The following is a 20,152-nucleotide window of genomic DNA, read 5'->3' on the forward strand; positions in this document are numbered from 1 at the left end:
TGAATCGTTTGCATAGCTCATATCTGCTGGCCTTACATAGGTTCATATCTGAAAGGAGATATCCGAATGGAGAAAAAACAGTTTCAGGCTGAGTCCAAGCGTCTGCTAGAAATGATGATTAACTCGATTTACACGCAAAAGGAAATTTTCCTAAGAGAGCTGATCTCCAATGCAAGTGATGCGATTGACAAAATTTATTACAAAGCATTGACGGATGATCAACTGGTCTTTGACAAAGAAAATTATTATATCAAAGTAACTGCCGATAAGGATAACAGAACGCTAACCCTGCATGATACCGGGATTGGTATGACCAAGGAAGAACTAGAAAATAACCTGGGTGTTATTGCTAAGAGCGGCTCGCTGGCATTCAAAAATGAAAATGAATCCAAGGATGGTCATGACATCATCGGTCAATTCGGCGTCGGCTTCTATTCAGCTTTTATGGTAGCCGATGTGGTTACAGTGACTACCAAGGCTTTGGGAAGTGATACTGCTTATAAATGGGAATCCACAGGTGCAGACGGGTATACCATTGAAGCAGCTGAGAAGGACGAGGTTGGAACCGAGATTGTTCTGAAAATCAAGGCAAACACCGAAGATGAGTCCTACGACGAATATTTGGACGAGTATCGTTTAAAAGCACTGATTAAAAAATACTCCGACTTTATCCGCTATCCGATTAAAATGGATATTACAGGCAAGCGTCTGAAAGAGGGAAGCGACAACGAGTTCGAGGATTACGAAGAAGAACAGCGTATCAACAGCATGGTTCCTATCTGGAGAAAAAACAAAAGCGAGCTGACCGACGAGGATTATCAAAATTTCTATGCGGAAAAACGCTATGGCTACGACAAGCCGCTCCAGCATATCCACGTCAGCGCGGATGGCGCGGTAGTGTACCAAGCTATTCTGTTTATTCCTGAAAATATCCCGTTTGATTTCTACTCCAAGGAATATGAAAAAGGGCTGGAGTTGTATGCCAACGGTGTGCTGATTATGGAAAAATCTCCTGACCTGCTGCCGGATTATTTTAGCTTTGTCAAAGGTATGGTTGACTCCGAAAGCCTGTCACTCAACATTTCCAGAGAAATGCTGCAGCATGACCGTCAGCTGAAGCTGATTGCCAAAAATATCGAAAGCAAAATCAAAGGCCAATTGCTGACCTTGCTCAAAAATGACCGGGAGAAATATGATCAATTCTACAAATCATTTGGCAGACAATTGAAATTTGGTGTCTACAACGATTACGGAAGACATAAAGAAACTCTCCAGGATCTGCTCATGTTCTACTCTTCTACAGAGAAAAAGCAGGTTACTTTGGACGAATACGTATCACGTATGCCAGAGGATCAGAAGTATATTTATTATGCTTCCGGCGAGTCCAACGAGCGTATTGAAAAACTGCCGCAAACCGAAATGGTGGCCGATAAAGGCTACGAAATTCTGTACTTCACCGATGATATTGATGAGTTTTCTATTAAAATGCTCTTAAGCTACAAAGAGAAAGAATTCAAATCTGTATCGAGCGGCGATCTGGGCATTGAGCCTGACGAAAACGAGAAAGAAACAGAAGCAGAACAAAACGACAACAAAGAGCTGTTCGAGTACATGAAGGGCTTGCTGGAAGGCAAGGTATCCAGTGTTAAAGCCTCCAAGCGCTTGAAGACACATCCGGTATGTCTGTCCGCAGACGGCGAAGTGACGATTGAGATGGAGAAAATCTTGAACGCTATGCCTAATAACGCCGATGTCAAAGCGAATAAAGTGCTGGAAATCAACATAAACCATGCGGTGTTCAACTCTTTGAAAGAAGCTTTTGCCGAGGATAAGGAGAAAGTAAACCTCTATACGGCATTACTGTATAATCAGGCTTTGCTGATCGAAGGCTTGCCGCTGCAAGATCCGGTTGAATTCACGAATGATATTTGCAAAATCATGGTTTAAAAAGCTTTACTGTATAGAGCCGTTCCCATACTGGGGGCGGCTTTATTTATCATAAACGCTTCTTAAAGCTCCATAATAGGTCATATAGCGCTTACAGAAAAAGGATGGGCCACACAATGCCGATCATACTCAATACAAAGGAGGGCGATTACATGAGTCTGGATCGAGCCAGCGAGGAACTCCAAAATTTAAACCGAAGTGAGCTTATACAGTTGGTGGAAAAAATCATCAGAGATGAGGGAACAGAAGAGGAAATCGACAGCATGCTGACCATAGTGATGCAAAATACGCCCCATCCGGGGATCAGTAATTTGATCTACTGGGATGATCGTGATTTGAGTGCGGCAGAGATCGTAGATGAGGCATTACGTTATCAGCCCATAATTTTACCCCCACATGAATCTTCTTCATAGGATGCGGAGGGGTGGTCTTTTGTTTAGAAATAAGATAATATTAACTCTTTAGGGCTATGAGCATTATATTCAAAAAAACTTCCGTTAAATGCGTGCTGACTTCCCTGGTATGTATGGGGTAATGTTTGTTTTCTGCTCACTTTACGAAGTTTTTATGCCTAATTTTGGGATTTGTAAAGTTTTTGTGACATGCTCCTGTGAATTTTGATACAGCAAATTGTCGTTTTTCTTGATTATTTGGTGGGATGTCTTTATAATCATTTTGTTTGCAAGAATGATTAGCGATTAGCGTATGGAATAAGGAGGTTATTTATTTTGGGAAAAGCATTGATTATTGGCGCCGGTGGCGTGGCCAGCGTTGTGGTGCATAAATGTTGCCAAAACCCAGATGTATTTGAAGAAATTTGTATCGCAAGCAGAACTGTTGAGAAATGCGATGCGCTTAAAGAGAAGCTGGGTGGAGGTCGTACGAAGATACAAACGGCTCAGCTTGATGCTGACAACACCGACATGGTCATTGACTTGATTCGAAGCTTTCAACCGGATGTAGTTATCAATGTGGCTCTCCCTTATCAGGATTTAACGATAATGGATGCTTGCCTTGAGACAGGTGTTCATTACGTTGATACGGCGAACTATGAACCGCCGGATACGCCGAAGTTTGAATACAGCTGGCAATGGGCCTACAAAGAAAGATTCGAAAAAGCAGGAATTACAGCTCTGCTGGGCAGCGGTTTTGATCCAGGCGTAACTGGAGTATTTACGGCTTATGCTCAAAAGCACTACTTTGATGAAATTCATACGATTGATATTGTGGATGCGAATGCAGGGGACCACGGATATCCTTTTGCAACTAATTTTAATCCGGAAATCAATATTCGTGAAATTACGGCGAAGGGCCGTTACTTTGAAAACGGAGAATGGATTGAAACTGAGCCACTTTCTGAGAAAAAGGTATACGACCTTCCTGAAATTGGACCGAAAAATATATATCTTTTGTACCATGAAGAACTGGAATCTCTTGCAGTGAATATTAAAGGCGTGAAAAAAATCCGCTTCTGGATGACGTTCTCGGACAATTATCTGAATCATTTGAATGTACTTCAAAACGTAGGCATGACTTCGATCGAGCCTATTGATTACGAAGGACAACAAATCATTCCACTGCAATTCCTAAAAGCTATTTTGCCAGACCCGGCTTCTCTGGGACCAAGAACAAAAGGCAAAACGAACATTGGTTGCATCATCCAAGGTGTGAAAGATGGAAAACCAAAAACGTATTATGTTTACAATGTTTGTGATCATGAGGAATGTTATGCTGAAGTTGGCTCCCAAGCCATTTCTTACACAACTGGTGTTCCTGCTATGATCGGCGCAATGCTTATTATCAAAGGTATCTGGAAAAAACCAGGCGTTTACAACGTTGAGGAATTTGATCCAGATCCATTCATGGAAGCACTAAATAAACACGGATTGCCATGGCAAGAGAACTTTACGCCAACGTTGCTTGATTGAGGCCTGCGATGAATATTGATATTACAGGACTTCCATCACCTTGTTATCTTGTTGACGAAAGACTTCTTGTCAAAAATCTTGAGGTTTTAAATTCCGTTCAAGAGCGGACAGGCTGCAGTATTTTGCTTGCTCTTAAGGGATTTTCGATGTTTTCGACCTTTCCTCTGGTTGGCAAATATTTAAAAGGCGTAACCTCCAGTTCGTTGTTCGAGGCCAGACTCGGTCGCGAAAAAATGGACAAGGAAGTTCACGTATACGCACCTGCTTATGTAGACAGTGAATTTGATGAGCTATTGGAATATGTTGACCATATTGTTTTCAACTCCTTTGATCAACTGAAACGCTACAAAAGCAGAGTGCAAGGCGTAACTTCCAAAAAAATCGACATCGGCATTCGAGTTAATCCGGAATATTCGGAAATCGAAACGCCGTTGTATGATCCTTGCTACAACAACTCCAGAATGGGTGTGACCCTGGCTAACTTTAGACCTGAGGATCTGGATGGCGTGGATGGTATTCATTTTCATACGATGTGTGAGCAGAATTCAGATACGCTGGAGCGCACCATTAAAGTCGTGGATGAGAAATTCGGGCCATACATTAAGAACATGAAATGGCTCAATTTCGGCGGCGGTCACCATATTACCAGAGAAGACTATGATCTGGACACGCTGGTACGCTGTATTCAATATTTTCAGGATAAATATGGTGTGCAGGTTTATCTGGAGCCAGGCGAAGCTATTGCTTTGAATACTGGATATCTGGTGGCTACCGTATTGGATACGATGAAAAACGGAATGGATATTGCCATTCTGGATACTTCGGCTGAATGTCATATGCCTGACGTGCTGGCTATGCCATATCGCCCGAATATCATCGATGCAGGCCAGCCTGGCGAGTATGCACATACTTACAGACTTGGTGGGCTTACGTGCTTGGCTGGAGATGTGATTGGAGACTATTCCTTTAAAGAGCCATTGAAGCCGGGAGACAAGCTTGTATTCTGCGACATGGCCCATTACACGATGGTCAAAAACCACATGTTCAACGGAGTCAACCTGCCAGCCATCGCCAGCTACAACGACGAAGAAGGCATCAAGGTAATCCGTCAGTTCTCCTACGAGGACTTTAGCTCGCGTTTGTCGTAAGACTTACACAGGGGTAAAAGAACTGAGTGCACCAAATGGAATGACTGAACTACAAAAGCCTCGCCCCTTGAGAAAGGGGTGAGGCTTTTTGGCGTAGTTATGTTTTATTGATTTTTTAAACTACTAAGTAAGTTACATAATTTTAAATAGCTTCAGAAGAAACTTTATAAAAGAATGTATTTCCTGTGTAAGGTTGAAGTCCTGGCGCATCGACGACTAGGTAGTATTCCTTACCTTTTTCAAGTTCTACATCTAAAAAATAGTTACCGTCTCTTGAACGTTTAATTTTATGACCAGTACTATCGTAAACAGTCATTTCCAACCAGGAATCAGAATATCTGTCTCCCTGAATTGTAAAATGAACTTTTTGAGCTTCAAAAGCCTTAAATTTAAATACGTCAATGGCTTCCCAGACTCCGGGCACCCCCTCTTTACCAAGGGTTCCAATGACAGCATCACCAATAAAATAATAGTTAGCTTGCTCAAACCAATCATTTGGCTCCTGTTCATTATATTCAAGTGCAGAGGCAAGTGTTGATTCCTTTGCTACGGGTACAGAATTTGCTTCTTCGGCTAAAGCGACACTGGCAGTAGTACTCAGCATAAGTGTAAGACCTAATGAAGCTAACAACGTTTTTTTCATGAATAGAGTCCTCTCTTTTTTGGGATTTATATTCATTTATATGAATATATTAGTAATCAACATGAACTATTGTATATTATTTACCAGCAAATTGGAATAATAAAAAGGGATATTTATCAATAAAATAAATATAATAGAACATTTTGTTACGGAATTGCATTTCGCTTGTTTACAGGTTTTTTCTAGGGCTTCTGTTTAAAGGTTAGGTTTCTTGGAGGAAAATATATATGGTATACTCATTGGATTAAGAACAAACTTCGACATGAGTTGGATAATAAATTGTAACGATAGGCAGAGGTGAATTGTACATGTTCGACCCTACGGTTTTTGATAATTTAAAAGTGGCTATGGAAAATACGGTTTACGATCTGGATAATTTGGATTCACGTATTGACATTACACAGCGGATCGACAGATTGGAAATGTCCGTGATGTCACGTGAATTTGCTGTCCAATTCAGACTGAGAGAACACCCGAGTGTGACAGCAGAGATTCAACTAAAGGCGGATTTAAACAACTTGGCTGCGGAAATTTTGGAAATCAAAGATCAAATTCCGGGATGTGTCTTGTTGCTGAGTTTTTACATGGAAATTCGTGAAATTGAGTCACAATGCAGCCGGATTGAAAATATACTGGCCAAAATTTGGAAGCCCGATCTTCGACCAGTACAAACGCTTAGTCAGATTTACGGAGAGAAGACGTCTACATACCAAAACAGGATTGAACTCCGATTTTCCAGACAAATTAATGAAGATCAGATGGAAGACATTCCAGAGCTGTTGGAACACATATTGCTGACGCTTATGGAATTAAACAAGGTCTAAAGGGTTAGGGCCCTAATGTAAATGACATTAGTAGACCAACAAGTTAACGTTAGAGGAGTTGAAAGTATAAATGAATGAACTTGAATTCTCTCAAGTATATGCGATTATGGAGGCTTCATTTCCTGAAACGGAATGCAGAACATCCGAGTCACAGAGGGCTCTGCTTCATCATCCATGTTATCGTTTACTTACCAAAAAGGACGAACAAGGGCAAATAATTGCTTTTTTGGCGGGATGGGAGTTTACAGATTTTCGGTTTGTAGAGCATATTGCCGTAGATTCGGCTATACGAGGTGGCGGGTTAGGTAAAGAGCTTATGAGCAAGTTTATTTCACAGTCCGGTAAACCGGTAGTACTGGAGGTTGAGCCACCAGTGGATGAATGGACTCGGAGAAGAATTGGTTTTTATGAACGTTTGGGGTTTCATCTGAACCATTTTGACTATGTACAGCCCCCTTTAAGAGAAGGACAGGCTGATCTGCGGCTTCAAATTATGAGCTATCCAGGTGCGCTGGCTGAACAGGATTTTGCTCCGTTTAAAGAGATTTTATATACCGAGGTCTATGGGTTAAATAAGAAGACTATATAGCTAAAGATGCTTCATTATCGTTAATGTTTTGTCCATGCCATCACAAATTCTTTCTCGTCAGTTTCGGCATCAACAGATTCCGCTTGAATGGTAAATCCATTTTTGGTATAGAAGTTAAATGCTTTCGTGTTCGACTGGTATACTTTTAATTGAATCTCATCATGTTGCTTCTTGATCCAATCTAGTAGTAACTTGCCATAGCCTTTTCTTTGAGAATCAACACGTATAAACAGAGCCGCCAAGTATCCATCCAACATGGAAACAAAGCCGCCGATGCTATGATCATCTTGTATGATAACGTAGTTTTGAGCGAGGGGAAGGTACCTGTTTTCCATCTCGGTAACTTGTGATGCCCAATACTGCGGAGCAATAAAATGATGGGCTTCTATGGAAGCATCCAGCCAGATGGCTGTCAACTCGTTGAGCTCTTCCACATTTGCGGGTCTAATCGACATCGTATCTCCTCTTTCACAGTGCAGTATGTAATCTTATAGATGATGTTGAAATAAAAAAGACCGTCCGAGGACGGTCTTTCTACCCGTGGCGCTTAATTAAAGCTTTGATCCGTATCCCGCGCCTCCGTCAACTCTGTAAATTAGAGAATAACGGACCGGGTAAGGGATACGCTCAACATGTGATTATTGATGTTGACGCACCTCCTTTCCTGATGGACCCATTTTACCATATATGGATTGTGATATCCAGTGATTTTCTTATATTTGCGGAAATGATTCATAGAAAATACAAAATAAAAATGGCTTGATTTTATGTTCTATGGAAGATATAATCTTAATTACCGTGATTGAAAAACATCGGTGTGAGTACATAATATGCGGTCGTGGCGGAATTGGCAGACGCGCACGGTTCAGGTCCGTGTGGGCTAACCCCCGTGGAGGTTCGAGTCCTCTCGACCGCATCATAGCCTACATTTACAGGTTCTTGGATTGGCTGGATGCCACCAAGAGCCTGTTTTTATATGGTTAAGATGCGTGTACCATTATAACTATTTTATTTATACTGAAATATATATTTAATATAGTCCTTTGCACTCTGATTAATGTCTTCGTCGCTTGCTTGAAATGAGGCTCCGAAGACAGCGAAATAGGGTAATGTTATCGCGCCAACATGCACTGCGCTTGCTTTAAAAGGTGCTATAACTTCATCTACAGTAAAAGAAACGGAACCAGTAGGTGAGTAATTTTCTTTTTTATCGCCAATGGACATGGCTATCCATAGCTTCTTTCCTTTTAACTTATCACCTTGTGAACCATAAGCCCATCCATGAGTAAAAACATCATCCATCCATTTTTTTAATAAAGGCGGGTAACTATACCAATATAAAGGGAATTGAAATATGATATTACTATGTGCTTCAAGTAACTTTTGCTCTTTCAAAACATCAATGCTCCAGTTTGGGTACTCTTTATAAATTTCGTGAATTGTAATTTCATTGGTATATTGAAGTAATTCTCGTTTCCATCTGTTATTTACTCTAGAATCTTCGATATGGGGATGAGCTAAAATCACAAGAGTTTTCATCATAAATCACCTTTCTTACGTAACATATTTGCCTTTGTAGATGCTCTATTATTATTCTGTATGCTTCAAAAAAAGTAAATACACACAATAAAGTAAGATAGTTACTTGAAAGTGTGCATTGGACTTAGAGTGAAGATACGCAATTATAAAATTAATTAGATAAACTTTGTTATTTTTAGCGTTGAAGAGGTGGTACTATGAAACAATATAATTTAGGCATAGAAGCAACACTTGAGATCATCGGAGGTAAATGGAAATCATTAATCATTTGTTTATTAATGTCTGGTAGAAAAAGGACAAGTGAATTACAGCGTAGTATTCCGGGCATTTCTCAAAAGGTTCTTATACAGCAACTTCGCGAACTTGAAAAGGATGGTATCATAGGTAGACATGTGTATAATCAAATGCCTCCAAAAGTGGAGTATTATATAACGGAATATGGAATTACAGCAAATGAAATTATTGACTTAATGTGTTCTTGGGGAAGGGCTAATATCCAAATAAGACAACAGCAAGGAGAAGATGTGATGTTGTTAGAAAATGATTCAAAATGAATAGTGGAGTAAAAAAGCGTTGCAGACTATGATGTTTACGGTAGTTTTCTTCGGCTGTCTTCAAGTGTTATGTTATGTGTTGAGCCGCAAGCTGATTTGCTATATAGTTATGACTGGACAACCATTCCATCCATATTAAATGAATGCCAAAGTAGGGGGACCCTTGCAATGATTATTAAACCGAAAATTCGTGGTTTCATATGTACGACTGCACATCCTGCAGGATGTGCGGCTCATGTTAACCGTCAGATCAACTACATCAAAGATAGCACATCAATACAAGGAGCTAAAAAGGTACTTGTGATCGGAGCATCTACTGGATATGGGCTGGCTTCTCGTATTGCTGCGAGCTTCGGTCTGGGAGCGGACACCATAGGGGTATCCTATGAACGTCCCGCATCAGAGGGGCGCACGGCTTCAGCAGGCTGGTACAATACGGTAGCCTTTGAAAGAGCGGCCAGAGCAGCTGGCTACATAGCAGAAAGCATTAATGGAGATGCTTTTTCTCATGAAATTAAGCAGGAGACGTTGAAGCTGGTAAAGGAAAAGCTGGGCAAGGTAGACCTGATTGTGTATAGTGTCGCTTCACCGCGACGGACACATCCCGATACGGGTGAGACCTTTAATTCCGTTCTCAAGCCTATCGGACAGTCTTTTTCTAATAAAACAGTGAATACGAATACAGGTGTCGTATCACAAATTACGCTAGAACCGGCTACGCAGGAGGAAATTGAGAACACCATTACGGTAATGGGTGGCGAAGATTGGTCCTTGTGGCTGAAAGCGTTGGAAGAAGCTGATCTGCTGGCTGAAGGGGTAACCACACTGGCTTACTCGTATATTGGTCCCGAAATTACGGAGGCTATCTATCGTAAAGGAACCATTGGCCAAGCTAAAAATGATTTGGAAGCTACAGCACATACTTTAACAAAGCAACTGGAGCGTTATCATGGAAAAGCTTACGTTTCTGTGAATAAAGCTTTGGTTACACAATCCAGTTCGGCTATTCCAGTCGTACCTTTGTATATTTCTTTGCTGTTTAAGGTCATGAAGGAAAAGGGACTGCACGAGGGATGTATTGAGCAGGCACAACGTCTGTTCGAGACGCTATACAGTGGGTCCACTGTGGAAACGGATGAAGAAGGACGCATTCGGCTGGATAACTGGGAAATGAGAGACGATGTGCAGCAGGCTGTCAAAGCAGCTTGGTCCGAAATCACTACAGAAAACGTATCTGAATTGGGTGATCTCGAACAATACCGTCTGGATTTCCTCCAATTATTTGGATTCGGGTTTGATGAAATTGATTATGAATTAGACGTTAATCCATAGGTTGATACACTTTCATAAGTGATATTTGTAAAACAAAAACGGGTACTCTCAAGCGATGCAATTGCTTAAGAGTGCCCGTTTTTTATGTATATTGGCAAAGAACAAGTTGCACTCGTTTCACTAACAGCATTTATCGAGAATTAGACGTGGGAAGCGACTTACGGTGCAGCAAGCGAAAAACGGCAATGGTAATGATAATCCCCGCAACGCCAAAGACTGCAACAGAAGTCAGAGCTCGATAGGCTTGCCAGCCGAACAAAAATGCAATACCACTGCCAAACGTTGTACCTGCCAGTAAACCAAGTGCGCAGGCAATATCCGTTCCAAATTTCATAAACATGTTCCTTTCAAATGTATAAATTAAAAAGCAACTTGTACTTTTTCGCTGGACTTGGACATACACTTGTGCGTACAATTAAATAGTAATCGTTTTCAAACGGAATCTATTAATCATTATGGATCATTCTTGTGCAAATTATTCCTTTTTCAGGAGGCTGATGAAATGAATATGAATGAGCAGATCAAGCTGTGGAACGAAGAGGCGCAGGCTAGTAACGCTGATCATCCTCACCGAAAGGTTGAATTGTTTATTGAGGTACGGGATGGAGCACTGCAGTCTGTTGTTCCATATCTGAACCAACAGGATTATCGTCATGTAACTCTGGTAGAAGATGAACATACTTCGGCGGCGGCTGGAACAAAAGTGGCTGAGCTGATTCGTGAGGCAGGTTTGACAGTTGATGTCGTCCGCTTACCTCCGAATGCTGTAGGGGATGTGATTGCTGATGAGACCTACATTATGAAAGTGCTGCTGGGTGTGGCGGATAAGAGTCAGGCTGTACTTGCTGTAGGCTCCGGCACAATTCATGATCTGGTTCGCTTCGTATGTTATAAAATGAATCGTCCGTTCTTGTCAGTACCGACGGCTGCTTCGGTGGATGGTTTTACCTCCGCAGGCGCACCACTAATTGTGGACGGCAGCAAGCAGACATTCCAAGCAGTTCCGCCAGAGGCGATCTTTGCTGATTTGTCCGTGCTGGCAAATGCGCCACAGACGATGACTGCGGCCGGTTTTGGCGATATGCTCGGTAAGTTCACCTCACTAGCGGACTGGCATGTTTCCAGAGATTTGGGAAACGAGCCGTATTCACCTGTGGCTAATCGCATTACTGAGGAGGCTCTGCGTGACTGTGTAGAACATGTCGATGAGATTGCGGCAGGTAGCAAGGCTGGGGTCGAGGTATTGATGAATGCGCTGATTGCATCCGGTATTTCGATGCTGATGATAGATCATTCTCGTCCAGCGTCAGGGGGAGAGCACCATATTTCCCACCGAATTGAAATGGATTTTATCGCAGAGGGACGCAAGCAAGTTTTGCATGGTGCCAAAGTGGGCGTAGCATCCTCATTGCTGTCTGACCTGTACAGGGATTTAGCAGCCAGTCAGGATGTAGAGGCATTTAAGGTGTATCGGGGATTGCCTACGTCGGAGCAGATGCGCGCATGGCTGGCTCAGGTCGGAGGCCCATCTACCATTGCCGAGCTCGGGGTTACGGAGGAACAGCTCGCTCGTGCATTGCGCACGGCTCATACCTTGCGTGATCGCTATACTGGACTTAAGTATATGAATGAGAATGAACATCAATTGCTTCGTTCGTAATGTGCAACCTCTACACAAATTGTCCCTTAGATATTCAGCCACTCATGTGTGGCAAGGAAGGGATAAGCGAATGGGTTTACACCTCCGGCAGCAATACGACGATATCCTGTTCCTGTAACATTTGTATGTACAAATGAACGGTATGCTATAATCGTGGAATATGAACAGGTACACGATATTGCAAGTACGGAGGAAATTATGGCGCCCAAATATATACAAGTTAAACAGGAGATTTTGTCCTGGATTCATTCATCTAAACTGGAACCACAAAGCCAGCTTCCATCTGAGCATGAAATGTCTGAACAATTTGCCGTTAGTCGGCAAACGGTGCGTCAGGCGCTGGGTGAGCTGGTGCAGGAAGGCTGGCTGTTTCGGATGCAGGGCAAGGGAACCTTTGTCGCGACACGGGACAGCAAGCAGCCCGAAGATCCAAAGACGATTGGAGTCATTACAACCTATATATCGGATTATATTTTCCCATCCATTGTACAGGGAATTGAATCTAAATTGAGTCGTCAGGGCTATAAGATGCTGCTGTCAAGCACAGGTAATGACCCTGAGCAAGAAAGTCAGTGCCTGGAAATGCTATTGAGTCAACCGCTGAGCGGAATTATTATCGAACCGACCAAAAGTGGAGAGCGTAACCCCAATCTGAACTATTATTTAACCGTGGAAAATCGCCAAATCCCTTATTTGATGATCAATGCGCGTTATGAGGAAATGGATGCGCCATGTCTGCGAGTAGATGATGAAAAGGGTGGTTTTTTGGCGGCCGAGCATCTGATTAAGCTGGGACACCGACGCTTGGCCGGATTTTTCAAAACCGATGATATGCAGGGGATTCTTCGTATGAAGGGATTTGTGGCCGCTCACCGCAAATATGGTGTGACACTACACCCGAACGCAGTAACGACTTACCGGACAGAAGAAAAAAATGAGATTCCGCTACAACGTGCGTCGAGGCTATTGACGATGGAGGCGGGAGAGCGTCCTACTGGATGGGTGACCTACAATGATGAGCTGGCTGTTCGACTCCTGGATATTGTACGTTCGGTGGGCCTGAACATTCCCAATGATCTATCGTTGGTTGGGTTTGATGATTCATTTTTGGCGACAGCAACGGAAATCAAGCTAACGACAATTCGGCATCCAAAGGAAGAATTGGGGCTACGTGCTGCCGATACCATGCTGTCGATGATTGAAGAGAAGGGGTACCATGAAGAAGATCGTCAGTTAATTCTACCGCCTGAGCTCATCGTTCGTGAATCTACGGGGCCTGTTCAGGTCATGCCTGGAGAAAACAAAACTAGGCAGGGAGATCAGTCTTAACATGTAAGGACAAGTTAGTAAGTGTACAGCTTCAACGCTTAATATTTGATGGGCATGTTTTTCGCCATACCGAACAGTCTGTTTTCTGGATTGCAGAAATAGACTGTTTTTGCTATGTTTTTTCTGAAAATGAGTACATAAATCTATCGAGAAAATACATAAAAAAGACTAGCTAAGTTGTACGTACAAGCATATAATGAAAGCGGAACCAAGGATAAAGGGTCGTTAAGACCTTCCTGTAATTTTCCATTTGAAGTTAGTTTCAGTCACCTCCTCCATTGCAGATTTCAGAAATGATAGTAAAAGGTGTGTCTTATACATATTAGAACAATTGAAAAAGGAAGTATGGGAGGCCAATTTGGCTCTTCCAAGGCGTGGCCTATGAAGAACTGAAAGCGGAGCAACTGGTTGTACTGGTTCTACAAGGCGATATTGTCGAGGTTGACCTTCGGCCTTCGTCAGATACGCCTACACATCATCTGGCATTGTACCGTTCTTTCGTTCGGAATCCAGAATTCACCTTAGTGGATCTGGTGCTGCTGGGTAAGCATTTTCTGCGCAAGCATGGGCGAACGCTTATTATGGTCAAACGAAAAAGGAGGAGGCACACAAATGAGCAAGTATACAATTGGTGTCGATTATGGAACGGAGTCCGGCCGTGCGGTTATTGTTGACCTGTCTGACGGAGCTGAAATTGCTACACATGTAACACCTTACCGTCATGGAGTTATGGATGAAGTGCTGCCTGGTAGCGGACGCAAATTGGAAATGGATTGGGCGCTGGAACATCCGGCTGATTATATTGAAGTGCTGACTATTTCTATACCTGCCGTTATGAAGGAGACTGGCATTTCTCCAGACGATATCATCGGGATCGGAATTGATTTTACAGCATGCACGATGCTGCCGATCGACGCGCAAGGACAACCGTTGTGCTTTGACGAGAACCTAAAAGATAACCCGCATAGTTGGGTGAAACTGTGGAAGCATCATGCAGCACAGGATGAAGCGGACCGTTTAAATGCCATTGCCTCGCAGCGAGGAGAGGCCTTTCTGCCCCGCTATGGAGGGAAAATTTCTTCCGAATGGATGATCGCAAAAATTTGGCAAATTCTGAACGAGGCACCGGACATTTATAATCAAACAGACCGCTTTGTAGAAGCGACCGACTGGGTAATTTCCCAGCTCAGCGGGGAACTGAAACGTAATCAGTGTACAGCTGGCTACAAGTCTATTTACCATCATCGCGATGGTTATCCGGATCGTGAATTTTTCAGAGAGCTCGATCCGCGTCTAGATAATTTGACGGATACGAAGCTGCGCGGTGAGATTTATGAATTGGGTGCCCGTGCGGGTGGATTAACAGAGGAGATGGCTGCAAAACTCGGACTGAACCCGGGAACGGCAGTAGCGGTAGGCAATGTGGATGCTCATGCGGCTGTTCCGGCAGTAGGCGTCGTCACACCAGGCAAGCTGGTGATGGCGATGGGAACTTCCATTTGCCATATGCTCCTCGGTGAGGAAGAAAAAGAAGTAGAAGGTATGTGTGGCGTTGTAGAGAACGGAATTATTCCGGGCTATTACGGGTATGAGGCTGGACAATCGGCGGTAGGAGACATTTTCGCATGGTTTGTGGAACATGCTGTTCCGGGCGAAGTGAAGGAGCAGTCAGCTGCGGAAGGTGTGAACGTCCATGTATGGCTGGAGCGTAAAGCGGCTGAATATAAACCGGGCGAAACCGGATTGCTGGCACTCGACTGGTGGAACGGTAACCGTTCTTTGCTGGTTGACACCAACCTGACGGGGCTGATTGTCGGATATACGTTGCTGACGAAGCCAGAGGAAGTGTATCGTACATTGCTGGAAGCAACTGCGTTCGGAACACGTAAAATTATCGATGCATTCCATCATAACGGCGTGCCAGTAGACGTATTGTATACGTGCGGTGGATTGCCGCAGAAAAATCGTCTTTTGATGCAAATTTATGCTGACGTAACCGGACGGGAAATTAAGGTCGCTGCTTCTACCCAAACTCCTGCGTTGGGTGCAGCCATGTTCGCAGCAGTGGCTGCGGGAGCTGAAGCTGGAGGGTACGACGATATCGTCGTAGCAGCGCGTCATATGGCGCGTGTACGGGACGAGAGCTTCAAGCCGATCCCTGAGAACGCGGCCGTGTATGATAAGCTGTACGAGGAATACAGCCGTCTTCACGACTACTTTGGACGTGGAGGCAATCCGATGATGAAAAAGCTAAAGTCCATCAAGGAAGAAGCCAAACGTTCAACTGAAACGGCAAGCATTCATTCTTAAAAAGCTGACAAAATATAAGCAAGAAGTATTTAAAGGTCTGTTATCTAAAAAGCACAGTGCGCCGAGGAATCGGCAGACTGTGCTTTTTTGCATTTTTATATTCTGTGAATTACATGATGTGAAAGTCTCAGCGGATGAAAGATGGTAATGCGTTCCTTTCAAAGACTTTCATGAAAATTACAACCATTTCTCTTTTACGGACATTTTTACTTTTTCAGCATGGCATCAGCAAACAAAATGGATTTTGGAATACGGAAAAACTGTTCCGCCTGATCCTGGAAGGTTTGCGAAGGAACGGTACCCTGATGCAACCATTTCCGAAATGTACCGGGGTGAACACCAATCCAATGACTCACATCGGTCACCGAAATATCATGTACCATGCATAGACCCGCCAAGATCCGATTTTTAACCGGAGAACGAGTCACAGTCCGTTTCATAAAACGGGACGGCGCTGGTTGACAGATGAGTGGTGAACGCCGGACAACCTCTTCATTAAATAGAATATGGTGCGGATAACCAAGTGTATTACACGTCTTTTCCAGATTAGTGTTGCCGGGAATGCGACCTTCATATACCCACGCACTGACACTACGGGAGGAAATGGAAAGCTCCTCGGCAAGTTGGGACAGTTTAATGTCATTAGCCATCAAAACGGCAAGCAAAACGCGATTGCGCACTTGACAGCGTGTTGGTTTACGAAAACGTTTGACACGCACACCTTTTCCCAAATATTTGCGATTGATCAGAGACCACGCCTGAATGGAATGTTTATCTTGTTGTTTAGGCATATACCCTCCGATTTTTTTTAACCACATACTACTATACCCGAAGGGGGGTTTGCAAGTGACTCCTCTCCTGATTTTCTTTTAATCCCATGGGCTTAACCGGTTTATGGAAAATAAGGTCCATTTGGCCTATAAAAATGGAAGTTTAAGGTGTCTATATATTAAAATGTGACATTATTAATGGAAATGGAGGTAATATGTTCTTCTCTTACGATTGTAAGGATGTACAGTGAGAAAAGTGGGTCTTTGCAGCCCAACATGCATTTTTTTGACGAGAAAAAGGGAGGTTATACAGCTAGATGATTTGTAAAAAGGTAGTGGTATGGTTTCTGACGGCGATTTTAGCGATTAACACCTTGCTGTGTCTGCCTGTTGAAGCAGGAGCAGAAAAACAAAATGCAACGGGCGGAATACAACAAGGTCATGCAGGTTTGGTACAGGAGGAACAGGAGCTTTCTGATGGAACAGCTTCTTTCAATCCGCCAACTTCTGTAACAAACAGCGTTTATAATGCACTCATGATGAGCTTGGCGGCAACGGTGGAGTATACGTCAATCGTTATCGAACCTGGGGAAACCTATGAATTCGAGAATACAGATACGATCAGTAAGTCCATATATAGCAACGCTTCTCAATCAAAAGGCATTTTGTACGATAGTGTAAGTTACAAAGAGGACGGAGACATCAGCACTGTCCATATGGACTATGGCATTAGCCCCATTGGTGTTCCTGGGGGAGGCACAGCGTTTATTACGAATACAGGAACAGCAGCATTAACCGTAAAAGTAACGGACGTCTTCACCTACAGTACATCGGAGGACCCGGCACTAGAGCGAGTTACGGTCTCTAAAAATGAAAGCTATCGGATTGTGAATGAAGGATGGACTGCCCGTTCGATTCAGCATGATGGGTCAAATGCGGACAATCGCCGTTTTGATTACGCAAAATACAAGGCAGACGGAACTTTATCCGCATCTGATCTCAATAGCATTGCTCATCCCTCTTTGGGTGATGGCGAGGAACTGATTATTACAGGTTCCACTGCCAATGCGGTGACCTTCGGATTTCCATACGGCAAATACAGTATAGAAAGCACCGGCGAGCCGGCTTATGCGCGGGTTACCCTAAATCAGGGGGAAAGCTACCAATTTATCAATGTGGGAACCCGATTGGATACGGTGGAAAGTGACGGTACATCTAAAGATAAACTTGACTATGTTGTTTATCTGGCAAACGGAACAGAGGCTTCACGCGGCAGTGGCACTACGGCGAAGCCGCAGATTGCTGTGGACAGATACGCGGTAATTACCCAGGTCACTGCCAATCCGGTTACATACGGGGCTCCATATCGCAATTTTATTGCTCGTCCTGTGGGTGGTGATGTAATCAGCCGTGTGGAGCTTGAGGTGGGCAAGAGCTACATTTTCCACAATAATGGTACGCTAATGAATCCGATCTACAATAACTCCAAAAAGGTAGGAAGCTTGTTCGACTATGCTATTTACAAGCCGGATGGAACGGTAAATTCCTCTGGTTTTAACAGCCAGTCTGGTCCCATGATCCCGCCTTCGGGATATGCCATTGTGACTGTGATCGGTCCGAGTCCTATTATCTTTGATTATACAGATGATTTTTCCTGGGAAACTAGCAATGATCCTGCCTTTTTACGCGTAACACTGTCTAAAGGTGAAAGTTATGCTTTTACTAATATTAGTGATCATTTGAGGAATCTGCATAGCACAGCCAGTACCGTTAAAGGAAAATATGATGTGGTTCTGTACAAAGCAGATGGTACAGAGCAATCCAGGCGCAATACCGGAAACTCAACCTTTTTGGTTGGTGCAGGTAAAAAGGCCAGTGTGACGGTAACCAGTGACACGCCAATCACGTTTGGTGGTATCTATCGGAGCTTTAAGGCCAGCGAAGATGATAATGGTATCGGGCAAACGACGCTGGAGCCAGGGGATTCGTACATTTTCCGCAATCATGATAGCAAATCGAATTCATTGCGGCATAACAAAAGTAGTGGAAGTGCACGCTTTGATTCGGCAAGCTATCGAGGGCTTCGTTTACTGACATCAGATCATTTCAACAATACAGTGGACCCAGAGATTGTTGCAGGCGGTGAAGCCATTGTCACCAATGTATCCGATCGGCCAATCACCTTTAGTTACAGCAGTAAGGTAGAGGCTATGCTTAACGCACAGGCAGCCTTCCATCGAATTACATTGAAACGCGGTGAAAGCCGGAAATTTATCAATGTAAGCACTTTGGACAAGGCTCTGGATGTCATTTCAGTCAGCGGTATGAAGTGGAATTACATGAATTACAAGGCAGACGGTACGGTGTACAGTCAGGCCAGTGATACGACTCAATTGCCGTTGGTACAGGCTGGTGGATATGCCATTGTAACGACGGTTTCGGATGTGCCAGTGACTTATGGAGCTGTGTTAGGAATATTCGACGTTGAGGATGCTCAGGTGCCGACAGGCAATCAAGTCACTGTCAAGCAGGGAGAAAGCTATGTATTCCATAATACTGGTTCACAGGCTTCCTCATTAACGACAGATGCTTCAAACGAAAGCCGCCTCTACGACTATGCCATATATGAAGAAGGTAGCGGTGTAAATTCCAAGGTGGATAGAGCAGGTATGGATGCTTCTCTACCTGAAATCTCACTTGGAGCCGGAGATACGCTTGTTGTGACTGTCACTTCGCCGCAAGCCGTGACCTTTCATTTCAAGAATGAAATTAAAGCGGAGCCAAGCACAGAACCGGCGTTGTTAAAAACGTCTTTGTCTGGCAGCAACCAGGAGATATGGATCAATCGCGGAAGTCAGGAGGCCCCTATCGTGACGAATGCGAAGGCGGCTGGTGGAACGTATCAATATACCGTTACGGATCAGGCTGGAAAAGTGATTCGTGAACATAAAGAGGCGATAGATACTCAACAGCAAGTGCCAGCTAATGCAAATATTCATCTTGCCGTAGCTGCAGCTGCTCCTGCTGTTAACTTTGGAGCGCCTTATCGTGTGTTTGCCGTAAAAAATAACGATGACAGCAAGCTGGACGAGCTAATTGAGCTCATAGATAAAGAAGCTGACTTTACGGCAGGCCAACAAGGGAAATATCGGTTTACACCCAAAGAAGACGGGATTTACCGTTTTGCTGTGAAGGAGAAATCCAACTTTGCTGCGCAGCAACCCATTGTAAGCTTGTTTACGGACCCTGATTTTAGTAACCAGCTTGTCTCTTCAACAGAGCAAGCACAAATATATGGTTGGGATTACACGGTCTTAGAGTATGAGATGAAGGCAGGCCAAACGATTTATGTGAAGTTGACAGAAACCAATAGCGGCGCATTACAAACCGTAATTAAGGCAGCACATATGGCGCTTGGTAAGGATACTTCATATGAATATGGAAAAGGGAACCGAATGAATAAAGTTATTTTGTTCACCGGTGATCAAATTCAATTGGATTATGACTTAAACGGAAACGTCATTAGACGGACGAAAAAGGTATTTCCTTTTACAGATTAAAAGGATGTCTTTGCTTCGA

17 protein-coding genes, 1 tRNA gene and 1 pseudogene are annotated in these 20,152 nt (G+C 43.5%); 14 read left to right on the forward strand and 5 right to left on the reverse strand.

Annotation, left to right across the window (positions count from 1 at the left end; all coding sequences use genetic code 11):
* Positions 1-66 precede the first annotated feature (66 nt).
* The 4 genes from htpG to nspC all read left to right on the forward strand — a co-directional run bounded on the left by htpG (position 67) and on the right by nspC (position 5,023).
* The gene (gene htpG / locus JOE49_RS14060; RefSeq protein ID WP_209941596.1) at positions 67-1,947 is read left to right on the forward strand and encodes a molecular chaperone HtpG; all 1,881 of its coding nucleotides are present in this window, start codon (positions 67-69) and stop codon (positions 1,945-1,947) included.
* A 152-nt stretch (positions 1,948-2,099) separates the two neighbouring features.
* On the forward strand, positions 2,100-2,360 hold the full coding sequence (locus JOE49_RS14065; protein ID WP_023987968.1) for a bacteriocin immunity protein: 261 nt from the start codon (positions 2,100-2,102) through the stop codon (positions 2,358-2,360).
* A gap of 315 nt (positions 2,361-2,675) precedes the next feature.
* Positions 2,676-3,875, forward strand: coding sequence for a saccharopine dehydrogenase family protein (locus JOE49_RS14070; protein WP_013309649.1), 1,200 nt, complete (start codon positions 2,676-2,678; stop codon positions 3,873-3,875).
* Between the two features lie 8 nt (positions 3,876-3,883).
* Positions 3,884-5,023, forward strand: coding sequence for a carboxynorspermidine decarboxylase (nspC, locus tag JOE49_RS14075; RefSeq protein ID WP_069079886.1), 1,140 nt, complete (start codon positions 3,884-3,886; stop codon positions 5,021-5,023).
* A gap of 142 nt (positions 5,024-5,165) precedes the next feature.
* Here the strand turns inward: nspC and JOE49_RS14080 are convergent, their stop codons facing one another.
* Entirely contained in the window at positions 5,166-5,666 is a 501-nt protein-coding gene (locus JOE49_RS14080; RefSeq protein WP_069079885.1) for a hypothetical protein, read from the reverse strand.
* A 308-nt stretch (positions 5,667-5,974) separates the two neighbouring features.
* Between JOE49_RS14080 and JOE49_RS14085 the strand changes: the two genes are divergently transcribed.
* Positions 5,975-6,490 carry a hypothetical protein gene (locus JOE49_RS14085; protein WP_160789613.1) on the forward strand — a complete coding sequence of 172 codons (516 nt, stop codon included), beginning with the start codon at positions 5,975-5,977 and terminating at the stop codon, positions 6,488-6,490.
* A gap of 70 nt (positions 6,491-6,560) precedes the next feature.
* Positions 6,561-7,079, forward strand: coding sequence for a GNAT family N-acetyltransferase (locus JOE49_RS14090; protein WP_160789612.1), 519 nt, complete (start codon positions 6,561-6,563; stop codon positions 7,077-7,079).
* A gap of 20 nt (positions 7,080-7,099) precedes the next feature.
* Here JOE49_RS14090 and JOE49_RS14095 read toward each other — a convergent pair whose 3' ends face one another.
* Positions 7,100-7,534, reverse strand: coding sequence for an N-acetyltransferase (locus JOE49_RS14095; protein WP_053325137.1), 435 nt, complete (start codon positions 7,532-7,534; stop codon positions 7,100-7,102).
* A gap of 377 nt (positions 7,535-7,911) precedes the next feature.
* Between JOE49_RS14095 and JOE49_RS14100 the strand changes: the two genes are divergently transcribed.
* Positions 7,912-7,995 (forward strand) — tRNA-Leu (locus JOE49_RS14100).
* Between the two features lie 92 nt (positions 7,996-8,087).
* Here JOE49_RS14100 and JOE49_RS14105 read toward each other — a convergent pair.
* Entirely contained in the window at positions 8,088-8,618 is a 531-nt protein-coding gene (locus tag JOE49_RS14105; protein ID WP_209943620.1) for an NAD(P)H-dependent oxidoreductase, read from the reverse strand.
* Between the two features lie 197 nt (positions 8,619-8,815).
* On the opposite strand from JOE49_RS14105, the gene JOE49_RS14110 reads away from it, so the two are divergent.
* Complete coding sequence (locus JOE49_RS14110) at positions 8,816-9,172, forward strand: winged helix-turn-helix transcriptional regulator (RefSeq protein WP_023987974.1); 357 nt, start codon at positions 8,816-8,818, stop codon at positions 9,170-9,172.
* A gap of 168 nt (positions 9,173-9,340) precedes the next feature.
* Positions 9,341-10,504, forward strand: a complete 1,164-nt coding sequence (gene fabV / locus JOE49_RS14115) for an enoyl-ACP reductase FabV (RefSeq protein ID WP_160789611.1) — start codon at positions 9,341-9,343, stop codon at positions 10,502-10,504.
* A gap of 130 nt (positions 10,505-10,634) precedes the next feature.
* On the opposite strand, the gene JOE49_RS14120 is transcribed toward fabV, so the two are convergent.
* Positions 10,635-10,838: a hypothetical protein gene (locus tag JOE49_RS14120; RefSeq protein ID WP_160789610.1), complete on the reverse strand. Its 204-nt coding sequence runs from the start codon at positions 10,836-10,838 to the stop codon at positions 10,635-10,637.
* Between the two features lie 168 nt (positions 10,839-11,006).
* Between JOE49_RS14120 and JOE49_RS14125 the strand changes: the two genes are divergently transcribed.
* The 4 genes and pseudogenes from JOE49_RS14125 to JOE49_RS14140 all read left to right on the forward strand — a co-directional run bounded on the left by JOE49_RS14125 (position 11,007) and on the right by JOE49_RS14140 (position 15,803).
* A complete protein-coding gene (locus JOE49_RS14125; RefSeq protein ID WP_160789609.1) occupies positions 11,007-12,164 on the forward strand; it encodes a sn-glycerol-1-phosphate dehydrogenase in 1,158 nt (385 codons plus the stop codon).
* Between the two features lie 198 nt (positions 12,165-12,362).
* A complete protein-coding gene (locus JOE49_RS14130; RefSeq protein WP_160789608.1) occupies positions 12,363-13,493 on the forward strand; it encodes a GntR family transcriptional regulator in 1,131 nt (376 codons plus the stop codon).
* Positions 13,494-13,812: 319 nt separating this feature from the next.
* Positions 13,813-13,993 (forward strand): annotated as a pseudogene (locus tag JOE49_RS26345) (class II aldolase/adducin family protein); the annotation flags it as partial.
* 112 nt (positions 13,994-14,105) lie between these two features.
* On the forward strand, positions 14,106-15,803 hold the full coding sequence (locus JOE49_RS14140; RefSeq protein ID WP_209941598.1) for a ribulokinase: 1,698 nt from the start codon (positions 14,106-14,108) through the stop codon (positions 15,801-15,803).
* A gap of 206 nt (positions 15,804-16,009) precedes the next feature.
* Here the strand turns inward: JOE49_RS14140 and JOE49_RS14145 are convergent, their stop codons facing one another.
* Positions 16,010-16,594: a helix-turn-helix domain-containing protein gene (locus tag JOE49_RS14145; RefSeq protein WP_007429779.1), complete on the reverse strand. Its 585-nt coding sequence runs from the start codon at positions 16,592-16,594 to the stop codon at positions 16,010-16,012.
* A gap of 296 nt (positions 16,595-16,890) precedes the next feature.
* Between JOE49_RS14145 and JOE49_RS14150 the strand changes: the two genes are divergently transcribed.
* Positions 16,891-20,133: a hypothetical protein gene (locus tag JOE49_RS14150; protein WP_209941600.1), complete on the forward strand. Its 3,243-nt coding sequence runs from the start codon at positions 16,891-16,893 to the stop codon at positions 20,131-20,133.
* The last annotated feature ends 19 nt before the right edge of the window (positions 20,134-20,152 follow it).

It is taken from the genome of Paenibacillus sp. PvR133 (assembly GCF_017833155.1).
In the GTDB taxonomy this organism is placed as follows: Bacteria; Bacillota; Bacilli; order Paenibacillales; family Paenibacillaceae; genus Paenibacillus; species Paenibacillus polymyxa_B.

Excerpts from the sequence above, each read along its gene's own strand:
- htpG (WP_209941596.1), top strand. The coding sequence starts at position 67 with ATGGAGAAAAAACAGTTTCAGGCTGAGTCCAAGCGTCTGCTAGAAATG.
- JOE49_RS14065 (WP_023987968.1), top strand. The coding sequence starts at position 2,100 with ATGAGTCTGGATCGAGCCAGCGAGGAACTCCAAAATTTAAACCGAAGT.
- nspC (WP_069079886.1), top strand. The coding sequence starts at position 3,884 with ATGAATATTGATATTACAGGACTTCCATCACCTTGTTATCTTGTTGAC.
- JOE49_RS14080 (WP_069079885.1), bottom strand. The coding sequence starts at position 5,666 with ATGAAAAAAACGTTGTTAGCTTCATTAGGTCTTACACTTATGCTGAGT.
- JOE49_RS14085 (WP_160789613.1), top strand. The coding sequence starts at position 5,975 with ATGTTCGACCCTACGGTTTTTGATAATTTAAAAGTGGCTATGGAAAAT.
- JOE49_RS14090 (WP_160789612.1), top strand. The coding sequence starts at position 6,561 with ATGAATGAACTTGAATTCTCTCAAGTATATGCGATTATGGAGGCTTCA.
- JOE49_RS14095 (WP_053325137.1), bottom strand. The coding sequence starts at position 7,534 with ATGTCGATTAGACCCGCAAATGTGGAAGAGCTCAACGAGTTGACAGCC.
- JOE49_RS14105 (WP_209943620.1), bottom strand. The coding sequence starts at position 8,618 with ATGAAAACTCTTGTGATTTTAGCTCATCCCCATATCGAAGATTCTAGA.
- JOE49_RS14110 (WP_023987974.1), top strand. The coding sequence starts at position 8,816 with ATGAAACAATATAATTTAGGCATAGAAGCAACACTTGAGATCATCGGA.
- fabV (WP_160789611.1), top strand. The coding sequence starts at position 9,341 with ATGATTATTAAACCGAAAATTCGTGGTTTCATATGTACGACTGCACAT.
- JOE49_RS14120 (WP_160789610.1), bottom strand. The coding sequence starts at position 10,838 with ATGAAATTTGGAACGGATATTGCCTGCGCACTTGGTTTACTGGCAGGT.
- JOE49_RS14125 (WP_160789609.1), top strand. The coding sequence starts at position 11,007 with ATGAATATGAATGAGCAGATCAAGCTGTGGAACGAAGAGGCGCAGGCT.
- JOE49_RS14130 (WP_160789608.1), top strand. The coding sequence starts at position 12,363 with ATGGCGCCCAAATATATACAAGTTAAACAGGAGATTTTGTCCTGGATT.
- JOE49_RS14140 (WP_209941598.1), top strand. The coding sequence starts at position 14,106 with ATGAGCAAGTATACAATTGGTGTCGATTATGGAACGGAGTCCGGCCGT.
- JOE49_RS14145 (WP_007429779.1), bottom strand. The coding sequence starts at position 16,594 with ATGCCTAAACAACAAGATAAACATTCCATTCAGGCGTGGTCTCTGATC.
- JOE49_RS14150 (WP_209941600.1), top strand. The coding sequence starts at position 16,891 with ATGATTTGTAAAAAGGTAGTGGTATGGTTTCTGACGGCGATTTTAGCG.